This window comes from Cupriavidus sp. DB3, from assembly GCF_020418465.1.
Classification (GTDB): Bacteria; Pseudomonadota; Gammaproteobacteria; order Burkholderiales; family Burkholderiaceae; genus Cupriavidus; species Cupriavidus cauae.
On sequence record NZ_JAIZPL010000002.1, the window covers coordinates 805,263 to 819,445 of the forward strand.

Annotated in this window: 11 protein-coding genes; 9 read left to right on the plus strand and 2 right to left on the minus strand. The window is 69.7% G+C overall.

Annotation, left to right across the window (positions count from 1 at the left end; genetic code table 11):
- Positions 1-7 precede the first annotated feature (7 nt).
- Positions 8-1,561 (minus strand): methyl-accepting chemotaxis protein, encoded by a 1,554-nt coding sequence (locus K7G19_RS09315; RefSeq protein WP_226106967.1) that lies wholly within the window; start codon positions 1,559-1,561, stop codon positions 8-10.
- A 407-nt stretch (positions 1,562-1,968) separates the two neighbouring features.
- Between K7G19_RS09315 and K7G19_RS09320 the strand changes: the two genes are divergently transcribed.
- The 5 genes from K7G19_RS09320 (at position 1,969) to K7G19_RS09340 (ending at position 7,084) form a co-directional block, all read left to right on the plus strand.
- Complete coding sequence (locus K7G19_RS09320) at positions 1,969-2,688, plus strand: PepSY-associated TM helix domain-containing protein (RefSeq protein ID WP_226106968.1); 720 nt, start codon at positions 1,969-1,971, stop codon at positions 2,686-2,688.
- A gap of 13 nt (positions 2,689-2,701) precedes the next feature.
- On the plus strand, positions 2,702-3,253 hold the full coding sequence (locus K7G19_RS09325; protein WP_226106969.1) for a DUF2271 domain-containing protein: 552 nt from the start codon (positions 2,702-2,704) through the stop codon (positions 3,251-3,253).
- A 71-nt stretch (positions 3,254-3,324) separates the two neighbouring features.
- Positions 3,325-4,149, plus strand: coding sequence for a DUF4198 domain-containing protein (locus tag K7G19_RS09330; RefSeq protein WP_226106970.1), 825 nt, complete (start codon positions 3,325-3,327; stop codon positions 4,147-4,149).
- Between the two features lie 65 nt (positions 4,150-4,214).
- Complete coding sequence (locus tag K7G19_RS09335; RefSeq protein WP_226106971.1) at positions 4,215-5,459, plus strand: FAD:protein FMN transferase; 1,245 nt, start codon at positions 4,215-4,217, stop codon at positions 5,457-5,459.
- Positions 5,456-7,084, plus strand: coding sequence for a sulfite reductase flavoprotein subunit alpha (locus K7G19_RS09340; RefSeq protein ID WP_226106972.1), 1,629 nt, complete (start codon positions 5,456-5,458; stop codon positions 7,082-7,084). The genes K7G19_RS09335 and K7G19_RS09340 overlap by 4 nt, the downstream gene beginning before the upstream one ends.
- A gap of 64 nt (positions 7,085-7,148) precedes the next feature.
- Here K7G19_RS09340 and K7G19_RS09345 read toward each other — a convergent pair whose 3' ends face one another.
- Positions 7,149-8,633, minus strand: coding sequence for an amino acid permease (locus K7G19_RS09345; RefSeq protein WP_149318620.1), 1,485 nt, complete (start codon positions 8,631-8,633; stop codon positions 7,149-7,151).
- A gap of 153 nt (positions 8,634-8,786) precedes the next feature.
- Between K7G19_RS09345 and K7G19_RS09350 the strand changes: the two genes are divergently transcribed.
- The 4 genes from K7G19_RS09350 to K7G19_RS09365 all read left to right on the plus strand — a co-directional run bounded on the left by K7G19_RS09350 (position 8,787) and on the right by K7G19_RS09365 (position 14,164).
- On the plus strand, positions 8,787-9,776 hold the full coding sequence (locus K7G19_RS09350; protein WP_226106973.1) for a mechanosensitive ion channel family protein: 990 nt from the start codon (positions 8,787-8,789) through the stop codon (positions 9,774-9,776).
- Positions 9,777-10,039: 263 nt separating this feature from the next.
- The gene (locus K7G19_RS09355; protein WP_226106974.1) at positions 10,040-11,782 is read left to right on the plus strand and encodes an MBL fold metallo-hydrolase; all 1,743 of its coding nucleotides are present in this window, start codon (positions 10,040-10,042) and stop codon (positions 11,780-11,782) included.
- A 200-nt stretch (positions 11,783-11,982) separates the two neighbouring features.
- Positions 11,983-13,068, plus strand: coding sequence for a Zn-dependent alcohol dehydrogenase (locus K7G19_RS09360; protein WP_149318621.1), 1,086 nt, complete (start codon positions 11,983-11,985; stop codon positions 13,066-13,068).
- 94 nt (positions 13,069-13,162) lie between these two features.
- Entirely contained in the window at positions 13,163-14,164 is a 1,002-nt protein-coding gene (locus tag K7G19_RS09365; RefSeq protein WP_226106976.1) for a LysR family transcriptional regulator, read from the plus strand.
- Positions 14,165-14,183: the final 19 nt, after the last annotated feature.

Below are 14,183 nucleotides of genomic sequence, written 5' to 3' on the forward strand. Positions count from 1 at the left end.
TTCCAGATCACGCCGCCAACCGGAACGTCCCCACCGCGCGGTGCAGCGCATCGGCCTGGTCTTCCAGCGACGCCGCGGCGGCGGCCGCCTGTTCGACCAGCGCGGCGTTCTGCTGCGCCATCTGGTCCATCTGCGTGACGGCCTGGTTCACCTGCTCGATGCCGCCGGTCTGTTCCTCGGTGGCGGCGCGCATTTCGCCGATCAGGTCGGTGACGCGCTTGACCGCCTCGACGATCTCGCCCATCGCCTTGCCGGCGTTCTCGACCAGCGCCGAGCCGTCCTCGACGCGCTGCGCCGAGTTGCCGATCAGCGCCTTGATTTCCTTGGCGGCGGTGGCGCTGCGCTGAGCGAGGCTGCGCACTTCGCCGGCCACCACGGCAAAGCCACGGCCCTGGTCGCCGGCGCGGGCCGCTTCGACAGCGGCGTTCAGCGCCAGGATATTCGTCTGGAAGGCGATGCCTTCGATCACGCCAATGATGTCGACCACCTTGCCGGACGCGTCCTTGATCTCGCCCATCGTGGAAACCACCTGATGGACGATCTCGCCGCCGCGCACCGCGATCTCCGACGCGCCTTCGGCCAGCCGGCTGGCCTGGCGGGCGTTGTCGGCGGTCTGGCGCACGGTGCTGGTCAGCTGCTCCATGCTGGCGGCGGTCTCCTCCAGCGAGGCGGCCTGTTCCTCGCTGCGGCGCGACAGGTCGGCGTTGCCGGCGGCGATCTGCTTGGCCGCGCCGGCGATCGAATCGGCCGAACCGCGGATGGTGCCGATCGCGCCGGTCAGCCGCTGCTGCATCTGGGCCATTGCGAACAGCACGCTGCGCTGGTCGCCGGGCGCGACCTCGACGCGGCTGGCCAGATCGCCTTCCGCAATCCGGCTGGCGATATGCGAGGTGAGCGCCGGCTCACCGCCAAGCTGCTTGTGCAGGCCGTTCGCGATCCGGACGACGACCAGGCTCATCAGCGTGCCGATCACCAGGAGCAGCCCCAGCGATTGCCACAGCGAGGCGCGGAAGGCCGCGTCGATATCGTCCAGATAGACGCCCGAGATGAAGTTCCAGTCCCACGGCTTGAAGTTGGCGACATAGCTGAGCTTGGGCTGCGGCGCCTCCGCGCCCGGCTTGGGCCACAGGTAGTGGACGAAGCCGGTGCCCGGCCCCTTGCCGATCTCGGCGATGTCGCGGAACAGGTAGGTGCCGGCCGGATCCTTGAAGTCGGCCATGCTCTTGCCGTTCATCTCGGACTTGATCGGATGCATCACGACCACGGTGTCCGAGCGCATCAGCGTGAAGTAACCGTCGCTGCCGAAACGCATCGCCCGCACCTTGTCGACGGCGAATTCCTTGGCCTGTTCGACGGTCATCTTGCCGGCCTTCGCCTCGGCCTCGTAGGCCTTGACTACCGACAGCGCGGTCTCGGTGACATGGACGAGGTCGGTGCGCCGCTCGTCGAGCCGCATGTTGCGCATCTGCCAGGCATCCCACAACAGCAGCGCCAACAGGCACACCCAGCTGAGCACCAATGGCAGCAGCAATTTCTTTCTCAAGCTAAGACGTTCCAGCATCGTGTTTCCCCGTGGTCCACCGTAAAAATTGTGTTTGTCCGCGGCATAACGGCGGACCGGCGGACAAACTTGACCGGGGAGGGCCTAGGGCTTTCCATGAGCGCAAATGCGGGCACAATCGTGGCAGTACGCGTAAAGTTACATGCACTTACTTACAAGTTACGGCACGTGAAATGCGCTGTAATACTTATTAATCACGTGTGGATTGCAGGACCAAATGAGAACAATTATTCTTTCGGTCTCCTGAAACTCCCGTTACGACGGGCCGACGACGGACGGCGAGCGCCCGTGGCAAGTCGCTGCGCCGCCGTCCCGCACGCCGCATTGCCCCGGCGACGAGCAACACGCAGTAGCGCCGGAACACAGTCATGACCGAATCCCGCCTGGAACCCCCTCTGGAGCCGCGTATGGAATCCCATATGGGCGCGGCGCAGCAGCGCCGGGCGTTCTGGCTCAAGCACCTTCACCAATGGCACTGGATCAGCTCCGCGCTCTGCCTGATCGGCATGCTGCTGTTCGCGGTGACCGGCTTCACGCTGAACCATGCCGGACAGATCGAGGCCGAGCCGAAGGTCGTGGTTCGCAATGCCGAGGCGCCGGCCCCGGTGCTGGCGGCCTTGCAGGCCCGCAAGGCGGCCCTGGCGGGCACGAACGGCGATAGCAGCGACGGCGGCAATAGCGGCAAAAACGGCGATACCGGCAACCGCGGCAATAACGCCGCCCAGGACAAAACCCCGGTCCCTGCCGAACTCGCCGACTGGCTGCAGCACGAATTCGATATCGACGCGCATGGCCGCGAGGCCGAATGGTCCCCGGACGAAATTTACGTGCCGCTGCCGCGCCCCGGTGGCGATGCCTGGGTCAGCGTCGCGCTCGACAGCGGCGAGGCGCAGTACGAGCTGACCACGCGCGGCTGGATCTCCTACCTGAACGATCTGCACAAGGGCCGCAACACCGGCGGCGCCTGGAGCCTGTTCCTGGACCTGTTCGCGTTTGCCTGCCTGGTGTTCTGCGTGACCGGCCTGTTCCTGCTGAAGCTGCACGCCGGCGCCCGCGTCGCCACCTGGCCGCTGGTCGGCCTGGGGCTGGTGGCACCGCTGCTGCTGGCCATCCTGTTTATCCATTGACGAGGTTCCCTGTATGCGTCGTTTGCTTAACGTCTCCATGACCGGCCTGGGCGGCCTCAGTGGCCTGGGCGGCCTGGCGGCGGTCTCGTTCGCCGCGCCCGCCGCGGCGGCGGAGATCAACGTCAAGGTCGAGATCCCTCGCCTGAGCGTCGCCGAATACCACCGCCCTTATGTGGCGATGTGGCTGGAGCGCGCCGACCAGAGCCCGGTGGCGACCTTGTCGGTCTGGTACGACGTCAAGCTGAAGAACGCCGAGGGCACCAAGTGGCTCAAGGACATGCGCCAGTGGTGGCGCAAGGCCGGCCGCGATCTGCAGATGCCGGCCGACGGCATCTCCGGCGCGACGCGCGCACCGGGCGAACACACCGTGACCTTCACCGACGGCAAGGCGCCGCTGGCCAAGCTGCCCGCGGGCGAATACCAGCTGGTGGTCGAGGCCGCGCGCGAAGTCGGCGGCCGCGAACTGCTGCGCGTGCCGTTCGCCTGGCCGCCGGACGGTTCCAAGTCGGCGCAAGCCAAGGGCCAGCACGAGCTGGGCGCCGTCACCGTCAGCCTGAAGCCGTGAGCGTCGTGCCCCGCGCCGCCGCCCGCCGCATTCCATCCGTCCATTTCCGATCCCGTGCCCTGGAGCCCTCGATGAACCGTTCCGCGATGTCCCTCTCCGCCAGGCTGTCCGCGCTGGCCCTGGTTGCGCTGCTGCCGCTGTCCGCGCACGCCCACCGCCAATGGCTGCTGCCGTCGGCCACCGTGCTGTCGGGCAGCGATCCGTGGGTGACCGTCGATGCGGCGGTGTCCAACGACCTGTTCTACTTCGAGCATTTCCCGCTGCGCCTCGACAACCTCAGCGTCAGCGCACCGGACGGCAGCCCGGCCAAGGCCGAGAACCAGAGCACCGGCCGCTATCGCAGCACCTTCGACGTGCACCTGACCGCTCCGGGCACCTACAAGCTGGCGGTGGTCAACAACGGCCTGTTCGCCAGCTACAAGGAGAACGGCCAGACCAAGCGCTGGCGCGGCTCGGCCGAGGATTTCGCGCAGAAGGTGCCGGCCAACGCCCAGGACCTGCAGGTGACCCAGTCCGAGAGCCGGCTCGAAACCTTCGTGACCGCCGGCAAGCCGACCACCCAGGCGTTGAAGACCACCGGCCGCGGGCTGGAGCTGGCCCCCGTCACGCATCCGAACGATCTGTTTGCGGACGAGCCGGCCAATTTCCGGCTGCTGCTCGACGGCAAGCCGGCGGCCAACGTCGAGGTCGAGGTGGTGCCGGGCGGCAATCGCTATCGCGACCAGCTCGGCGAGATGAAGGTCAAGACCGATGCGGACGGCAAGTTCACCGTCAAGTGGCCGTCGCCGGGCATGTACTGGATCGAGGCCGAGGTGCGCGATGACAAGGTCTCGATCAAGCCCGCCAAGGCGCGCCGCGCGGCCTATATGGCGACCTTCGAGGTGCTGCCGCAGTAAGCGCGGCGCGTTGGGTCGAGTTGGGTCCTCCGATGCTGCCGATGTCCGCCGCCGCGGCGGCTCGCATGCGGTCCACGCCGTCATCCGAGCTACCATCCGCGCCGCCATCCGCCGCGCGGCGCGTGCTGGTGCCGCTGCGTTTCGATGCGCCACCGTCGCCGCCCGAAGGCGCGGTGGTGCTGCATCGATGCGGCGGGCAGACGATGGGGACGACCTGGTCGGTGCGCTGCCTGCTGACCGCCGATGATGCTGGCGATGACAGGGGCAAAGACGCGGGCAATGACGCAGGCAAAGTCGCGGGCAATGACGCAGGCAAAGTCGCGGGCAATGACGCGGGCAATGACGCGCCCGGTTTCGATGCCGATATCGATGCCGCTGTCGATGCCGCTGTCGATGCCGCTGTCGATGCCGCAACGATCCAGGCCGGCATCGACGCGTTGCTCGCACAGATCGTCGGGCAGATGAGCAACTGGCTCGACGACTCCGATATCGGCCGTTTCAACGGCGCGCCCGCCGGCAGCTGGGTCTCGTTGCCGCCCGCCTGCTTTTCCGTGCTGCAGGCGGCGCTGGCGGTCGCGCGCGACAGCGGTGGCGCCTACGATCCGAGCGCGGGCCCGTTGGTGTCGCTGTGGGGCTTCGGCCCCGACGGCGCACGCGCGCTGCCGCCGACCGCCGACGAAGTCGAAGCGGCGCGCGAGCGCTGCGGCTGGGCGCGCATCGAGCTCGACGAGGAAGGACAGCGCGCGCGCCATCCCGGCGGCGTGTCGATCGATCTGTGCGCGATCGCCAAGGGCTATGCGGTCGACGCCGTATCGGCATGGCTGTCGGCGCGCGGCGTCTCGCACCATCTGGTCGAGATCGGCGGCGAGCTGCGCGGCGAGGGCGTCAAGCCCGATGGCATGCCGTGGTGGGTCGAGCTGGAAAGCCCGCCGGCCACGGATGACGCCCGCGGCGGCGATGCCACCTTGCACGCGGGCGATGCCGCTGCACCGACCGTGGTCGCGCTGCACGGCCTGTCGGTCGCGACCTCCGGCGATTACCGCCGCTATTTCGACAGCGGCGGCCGCCGCTACGCCCACACGCTCGATCCCCGTACCGGCTATCCGGCCAGCCACGCGCTGGCCTCGGTGACCGTGCTGCATCGGCAATGCATGATGGCCGACGCGCTGTCGACCGCGCTGACCGTGCTCGGCCCCGAGGCCGGCATGGCCTTCGCCACGCAGCGCGGCATCGCGGCGCGGATGCTGCTGCGCACGCCGCACGGCTTTGCCGAACGCGTTTCGCCCGCCTTCGCGGCGATGCTCGCATGAACGCGCCGCGACGATTCGGCCTGCCCTCGCTGACGAGCGCGCTCGGCGTGCTCACCGCCATCAGCGGAGTGGCCGGCGCGTCCGGCCTGGCGCTGTCGCTGGCCGGCGCGGGCAAATGGCCGACCGCGGGCGGCGTCGCCCTCGCCTACGCCGGCTTCTGCGGCGCGATCCTCGCGCTGCATCGCCGTCGCCGCCAGGGCAGCGCCGTGTTCGCGTCGACCGCCGACGATGCCACGCTGATCGCCTATGCCAGCCAGACCGGGTTTGCCGAACAGCTGGCGCTGCAGACCGCGCAGGCGCTGCAACACGCCGGCCTGCCGGTGCGGGTCGCCTCGTTTGCCGATCTCGATCCGTCCGCGCTCGCGCGCTGCCGTCAGGCGCTGTTCGTTGCCAGCACCACCGGCGAGGGCGATGCGCCCGACAGCGCGGCGGGCTTCACGCGCAAGCTGGCCGCCGCGAGCGGCGACGGGCTGCGCCGCCTGCGCTACGGCATCCTGGCGCTGGGCGACAGCAGCTACGCGAATTTCTGCGCCTACGGGCATGCGCTGAGCGCGGCGCTGCAGCGCGCGCAGGCGCAGCCCTTGTTCGACCTGGTCGAGGTCGACAACGGCGACACCGGCGCGCTGCGCCATTGGCAGAACCACCTGTCCGCGCTGGCCGGTGGCGCCGAGATCGCGGACTGGGAGGCGCCGCGCTACGGCCGCTGGCGGCTGGTCGAACGCCGGCTGATGAATCCGGGCAGCGCCGGTGCGCCGGCCTTCCATCTGGCGCTGGAGCCCGAGTCGCCGGCCGCGCTCGACTGGCAGGCGGGCGATATCGCGGAGATCGGCCCGCGCCTGCCCTCCACGCAGGTCGCGCAACTGCTGCGTGACCTGTCCCTCGATGGCGGCGCCGCGGTGCGCTGCGATGGCGAGGCGATGCCGCTGGCGGACGCGCTGGCCACCCGCATGCCGTTGCCCGCGCCGCATGCCGAAGCGATGCGCGGCTTGTCCCCGCAGGCGCTGATCGACGCGCTGCCGCCGCTGCCGCATCGCGAATATTCGATCGCTTCGCTGCCCACCGATGGCCGGCTCGACCTGCTGGTGCGCCAGACCCGCCACGAGGATGGCCGGCTCGGGCTCGCGTCGGGCTGGCTGACCGAACACGCGCCGCTCGGCGCGCCGATTGCGCTGCGCGTGCGCACCAACCGCGCCTTCCATGCACCGGCCGACGACCGGCCGCTGCTGCTGATCGGCAACGGCACCGGCATGGCGGGCCTGCGCGCGCTGTTGAAGGCGCGCGCCGCCGCCGGGCACCGGCGCAACTGGCTGCTGTTCGGCGAACGCAGCGCGGCGCACGACGCCTTCTATCGGGAAGAATTGCAGGCCTGGCAGGCCGACGGCACGCTGCCGCGGCTGGACCGGACCTGGTCGCGCGACGGTGCGCCGCTGCGCTACGTGCAGGACGCCGTGCGCGCCGCCGCGCCGCAGATCCGCGAATGGGTCGCGGCCGGCGCGGCGATCTACGTCTGCGGCAGCCTGCAGGGCATGGCCGCGGGCGTCAACGATGCGCTGGCCGAGGTGCTGGGGACGCAGGCACTGGCGGCGTTGGCCGAGAACGGGCGCTATCGGCGCGACGTCTACTGAGCGGGATCCCCCGCCGCTTCACGGACTGTTTTCACCGGCCCCTTCACTGGCCCCTTCACCGGCCTCATTCGACGCCCGGAAACCGCATGTCCTCGTACCTGACGAAGCGCGTCTTGCGCGTCCAGCGGTAGCCCAGCCAGATCGCCAGGAAGATCGGAATGCCGATATAGGTGGCGGCCACCGACCACCAGTCGATATTGCCGCTGAGGAAGGCCTGGAAGTTCTGCCCCAGCGCGATCACCAGGCACAGCACGAACGCGAAGATCGGGCCGTACGGGAAGAAGGGCGAGCGGTACGGCAGCCGCGACAGGTCCAGGCCCCGCCGGGTCCAGCCCTTGCGGAAGCGGTAGTGGCTGATGGCGATGCCCAGCCATGCGATGAAGCCCGTCATGCCGGACAGGCTCAGCAGCCACAGATAGACCGTCTTGCTCTCGAACAGCGAGGTCAGGAAGCACAGCGCGCCGACCGCGGTGGTGGCCAGCAGCGCGGGCATCGGCACGCCGTTGCGCGTCAGCCGGGCGAACACTCGCGGCGCGCGGCCCTCGGTGGCGAGGTTGTAGAGCATCCGCGTCGACGCATACATGCCCGAATTGCCGGCCGACAGCACGGCCGTCAGGATCACCGCGTTCATCAGCCCGGCGGCGAAGGCAAGACCCGCATTGCGGAACACCAGCGTGAACGGGCTGACGCCGATGGTCTGCACATCGCTCTTGAGCAGGCTCGGATCGGTATAGGGAATCAGCACGCCGATCACCGCGATCGCCAGCACATAGAACAGCAGGATGCGCCAGAACACCTGCCGCACCGCGCGCGGGATATTGCGCGCCGGATCGGCCGATTCGCCGGCGGCGACGCCGATCAGCTCGGTGCCCTGGAACGAGAAGCCGGCGATCATCGCCACGCCGATCATCGCGGGCAGCCCACCGACGAAGGGCGCATCGCCCAGCGTCAGGTTGGCCAGGCTCGCCGGCACGTCGCCGCGCAGGATGCCGAAGATCATCAGCGTGCCGATCGCGATGAACGCGATCACGGTCACCACCTTGACCAGCGAGCACCAGTATTCGGCCTCGCCGAAGCCGCGCACCGAGATCGCGTTGAGCCCGAACATCAGCGCCAGGAACAGCGCGCTCCACAGAATGCCCGGCGTGTCGGGGAACCAGTACTGCATCACCAGCTGCGCTGCGGCCAGCTCCACCGCGATCGTCACCGCCCAGTTGTACCAGTAGTTCCAGCCGAGCGCGAAGCCGAAGCCCTCCTCGACATACATCGAGCCGTAGGTCGAGAACGAGCCGGCCACCGGCATATAGGCGGCCAGTTCGCCCAGGCTGGTCATCAGGAAATAGACCATCGCGCCGATCAGCAGGTAGGCGGCGAGCGCCCCGCCCGGGCCGGCCTGGGCAATGGTCGCGCCGGAGGCGACGAACAGTCCCGTGCCGATCGAGCCGCCGATGGCGATCATGCTCAGATGGCGGGCCCGCAGCTTGCGCTGCAAGGTCGGACGCGCGGTGTCGGCGGCCGCCGCGGCGCGCGTGTCTTGGGAAGCGGTCATGGTCAGGACAGGAAGGCCAGCAATGGGGCGGCATCCTATAAGAAAACCCGCCGGCGGGATAGACGGCGGGATACCCGGGCCGCCAACTCGGTAGAATCGTGGCTTCCCTGCCCGCGCGGCCGAGCGGCGCTGCGGCGCCGCGGTCCCGACACCATGAAGCTGAATCTGGATTTCAACGACAGCATCCTGCTGCATATCGTGCTGAGCGTGCTCATCGTTCTGGTGGGCGTGCTGCTGGTCAAGCTCAGCAACCGCTTCTTCGTCTCGCGCCAGCTCGCCGATCGCGACAACCTGCGCAGCTATCGCACCTGGACCGTGGCCTCGCGCAACCTGATCGGCGCGGTGGTGTTCCTGCTGCTGCTCGGCATCTGGGTCTCCGAACTGAAGAGCGTCGCGATCTCGCTGGCCGCGTTTGCCGCCGCGCTGATGATCTCCGGCAAGGAGCTGGTGATGTGCTTCCTCGGCGCGTTCATGCGGATGCTGACGCGGCCGTTCCAGTTGGGGGACCTGGTGGAGATCGGCCAGTACGCCGGCGAGGTGATCGACATGGACGCGCTGACGACGACGCTGGTCGAGGTCGCGCCGACCCGGCAATTCACCGGCTTCACGGTGCAGGTGCCCAACAGCCTGCTGCTGACGGTGGCGGTGCGCAATCATTCGCAGGCGGGCAAATACACGCTGGACACCGTGCGCATTCCGCTGGCGGCGCAGTGCGACCCGGACCGCATCGAGGCGGAACTGCTCGACATCGCGCAGCAGGCCTGCGAGCCGTTTCTCGAGGCCGCGGGCCAGAGCCTGCGCCGCTATGGCGATACGCGCTTCCTGGAGCTGTCGCAGTTCGCGCCGCGCGTGATGTTCGAACCGGTCGGCACCGACCGGCTCGACGCGATCGTGCGCTTCCCCGCGCCGGTGGGCGGGCGGCTGCCGGTGGCGCAGCAGATCATCCGGCGTTTCTATCGGCAGCGGATGAGCGACAGCAAGGAGGCCGGCGCCGATGCGGCCGCCGAGGCCGCCACGGAAGCCGACCAGCGCGAGGCCGCCGAGGACCGCGCGCGGATGGCCCGCGCCGGACGCCCTGGCACGGCCGGCGGCCCGGGCGCGCCGGACGCCAGCGGGCCGCCTGCCTCGTCGCCTGCCTTCTGATTGCCTGCCCTGTAACGCGCCTGGCATACCGGCCCGGCTTGCGGCCAGTTCGGGGTCCAGCTCGCAGCCCCGGTTCGCAGCCCGGTTCGCAGCCCGGTTCGCAGCCCGGTTCGCAGCCCGGCTTGCGGCCGGTGACCGCACAGCGCTGCCGCTCCACTGGCGCAGTGCGCCATGACCGCCGCGACGCTTGCCCTTACACTAGGGCGATCCGATGACGGCCCGCGCCATGTCCGCGCGCCGCCCACCCGATCTGTTCGACCCGTATGAATCCATCGAATCCCACCCCGGACGCCGCCGCTGGCGCCCCATCTGCCGCGCCAGCGAAGCGTCCGCGCGCTCCTTCGCTGCGCCACGCGGCCAGCGTGCTGGTGCTGCGCGACGGCGCCGACGGCATGGAAGTGCTGCTGGTGCGCCGGCCCGAACGCCAGGACGACCGCAGCAGCGGCGCCTATGTGTTCCCCGGCGGCACGCTGGATCCGCAGGACAACCAGTTGCACGGCCTCTGCGAAGGGCTCGACGATGCCGCCGCCAGCGCGCGGCTGCGCCTGCCGGCCGGAGGGCTCGACTTCTACCTGTGCGCGGTGCGCGAATGCTGCGAGGAGGCCGGTCTGCTGTTCGCCTACCAGCGCGACGGCGAGATGGTCGCGCTCGAACGCTTCGACGACGCCCAGCTGGCCTGGCTGCGCGAGGCGGTCCGCTATGGCGGCCCGGGCATCGCCGAGGTCTGCCGCCGCTTCGATCTGCGGCTGGCGATGGACAGGATGGCCTATATCAGCCACTGGCTGACGCCGCCGGGCCTGCCCAAGCGTTTCGATACGCGCTTCTTCGTCGCGGTGCTGCCGCCGGGCCAGAGCGCGATGCACGACGGCATCGAGGCGGTCGATCATCGCTGGGTGCGCCCGGCCGAGGCGATCGCGCCGGACAGCGGCATGACGCTGGTCAACGTGACGCGGCGCATGCTGGCGTCGATCGCGCATTTCCCCACGGCGCAGGCCTGCTTCGACTACGCGCAGGGCCTGCGCGAGATCGCGCTGATCATGCCGCGGCTGGCCAATGGCCCCAAGGGCGTGCGCCCGGTGCAGCCGGACGAGCCGCCCTACGCGGAGATCGCGCGCATCGATCCGGACGGCGCCGGCCACGGCCGCTATGCGCTCGAACCTGGCGTGCCGGTGCGGCTGTCGGAACGCGTCTGGCGCGTGACCGCCGACAACGGCAACGCGATGACCGGGCCAGGTACCAACACCTACCTGGTCGGCGGCGGCAAGCGCAACGAATGGGCGGTGATCGATCCGGGCCCCGACGAGGAGGCGCATCAGCGCGCGGTGCTGGCCGCCGCGCCGGGTCCGATCCGCTGGATCCTCGCCACGCATACGCATATCGATCATTCGCCGGGCGCGGTGCGGCTGCGCGAAGCGACCGGGGCCCAGGTGCTGGGGCGCATCGCAAACCGGCCCGAGCGGCAGGACCCGACCTTTGCGCCGGACCGCGTGCTCGAACACGGCGAGCGCATCGTGCTCGGCGACACGGATGTACCGGGCGACGCCATCACGCTGCGCGTGGTGCATACCCCGGGCCATGCGTCCAATCACCTGTGCTTCCTGCTCGAGGAAGAGAAGCTGCTGTTTACCGGCGACCACGTGATGCAGGGCTCGACCGTGGTGATCGGCCCGCCCGATGGCGACATGCGGGCCTATCTGGCCTCGCTCGCCGCGCTGCTGGACGAGGATCTCGAATGGCTCGCGCCCGGCCATGGCTTCCTGATGCCGCGGCCGCGCGACGCGATCCGCCTGCTGATGCGCCATCGGCAGCATCGCGAGGCCAAGGTCGTCAATGCGTTGCGCGAGCTCGGGCCGGCGCCGATCGAAACGCTGCTGCCGCGCGTCTACGACGACGTGCCGCCGCGCATGCTGCCGGTCGCGCAGCGCTCGCTGCTGGCGCACCTGCTGAAGCTGCAGGCCGATGGACAGGCGCAGGAAGCGCAGGGCGACTGGCGCATGCTGCAGTAGGCTTCGCTCCGAGCCCGAGCCCGAGCCCGAGCCAGAGCCCGAGCCAGAGCCCGAGCCAGAGCCAGAGCCAGAGCCCGAGCCAGAGCCAGAGCCAGAGCGGAACCAGCGCTGGGACCCGGACCCGTCCCGGGCGATGCGCCGGCGGGCGCAACATCGCAGTGGATTTCCCGATAGCCCATCAAGCGGAACAAGGAGACACCATGAAAGCTGCCGTGCTGCATCAGCCCAGGACCCCGCTGGTCATCGAAGACCTCGCCATCGACAAGCCCGGCCCGCGCGAGGTGCTGGTGCGCACCGCGGCGGTCGGTGTCTGCCATTCGGACCTGCATTTTCTCGACGGCGCCTACCCGTTTCCGATGCCGGTGGTGCTGGGCCACGAAGCGGCCGGCGTGGTCGAGCAGGTCGGCGCCGAAGTGCGCACGGTCAAGCCCGGCGATCATGTGATCACCTGCCTGTCGGCCTATTGCGGCCACTGCGAACACTGCCTGAGCGGGCATCTGTCGCTGTGCGTCGCGCCCGATACGCGCCGCCGTGACGACGAGCCGCCGCGGCTGCGCGCCGCCGGCGCGGCGATGAACCAGTTCCTGAACCTGTCGGCCTTCGCCGAACAGATGCTGATCCACGAGCATGCGCTGGTGGCGATCCGGCGCGACATGCCGCTGGATCGCGCCGCGCTGATCGGCTGCGCGGTGACGACCGGCTTCGGCGCGGTCACGCATACGGCCGGCGTGCGGCCGGGCGAGACCGTCGCGGTGATCGGCTGCGGCGGCATCGGTCTTGCCACCATCAACGGCGCCGCGCTGGCGGGCGCGGGCCGCATCATCGCGATCGACCGGCTGCCCGGCAAGCTGGAGCTGGCGCGGCGCTTCGGCGCCACCGATGTGGTCGACGCCAGCGCGGCCGATCCCGTCGACGCGGTGCGCACGCTGACCGGCGGCGGCGTCCATCACGCCTTCGAGGCGATCGGGCTGAAGGCCACGGCCGAGCAGGCCTTTGCGATGCTGCGCCGGGGCGGGGCCGCCACCGTGATCGGCATGCTGCCGCCGGGCGTCAAGGTCGAACTCAAGGGCACCGACTTCCTCGCCGAAAAGCGCATCCAGGGCTCGATGATGGGCTCGAACCGCTTCCCGATCGACATGCCTCGCCTGGTGGACTTCTATCTGTCGGGCCGGCTGGAGCTCGATGCGCTGATCGCGCAGCGGCTGCCGCTCGAGCGCATCAACGAGGCCTTCGACGAGCTGCGGCGCGGCGAGCTGGCGCGCTCGGTGATCCTGTTCGAGCATTAGTCCGGCCGCGGCAGAGCGCTGGACCTACGATGCCGCCCGCGCTGTGGGAAAATCCCGCTCGCGCGCCGCATCTCAGGCGCCGGCGAACGGGACGATGAAGACGATCGAATGGAAGGATTGGGAAATCTTCTGCCGCGTGGTCGAGGCAGGCACCTTCACGCATGGGGCCGAACTGGCCGAGGTGCCGAAGTCGTCCGCGAGCGCGGCGATCGCCCGGCTTGAAGCGCAGCTCGGCGGACGGCTGTTCGAGCGCAACACGCGCCGCGTGCGCGTGACCGAGCAGGGCCAGCGGCTGTACGAACGCGTCGCGCCGCATTTCGCCGCCTTGCGCGAGATCAGCGCCGAGGCCGCCTCGGCCAGCGAACAGGTCAGCGGCACGCTGCGGATCGCCACCCCGTACGAGGTCGGCTCGCAGCATCTGGCCCCGAGCCTGTCGCGTCTTCTGACGCTGCATCCGAACCTGAAGGTGCAGATCGACGTCACCTGGGACCAGCCGGACCTGCTCAAGCACGGCTACGACCTGGCCTTCGTGATGACCAACACCACGCTGCACGACAGCTCGTTCGCCAGCAAGCGCGTGGTGCTGGTCGAGCGCGCCTTCTATGCCGCGCCATCGCTGATCCAGGCGCGCGGGCTGCCGCGCTCGCCCAGCGATCTGAACGGCTGGCCCGTGATCGGCAACGCCGACGATCGGCGCTGGGAGTTCGTGCAGGACGGCGCCGAGGTGGCCGTGCTGCCGGTCGACCCGCGCATTCGCACGCACAACGCGGAGATCCGGCTGAAGGCCGCCACCGACGGGCTGGGCGTCGCGCGCCTGTCGCCGAAGTTCGTCGACGAGCAGGTGCGCCAGGGCCAGCTGGTGCGCGTGCTGCCCGCCTATGCGTCGTCGCCGCTGAAGGTCTACGTGCTGATGCCCGCGCGCAAGCTGATGCCGGCCGCGGTGCGGGCGCTGCTCGATGTGATGGAGCACACGGTGGGGGCCGCGGCGCCGGCGCGAGGAGTGCGGCGGGCGGGGAAGGCGGAGGCGAAGGGCGATACCAAGGGCGATATCAAGGGCGATATCAAGGGCGACCCCAAGGCCGATATCAAGGCTTGATGCGGCCGCGGCGGCCGCG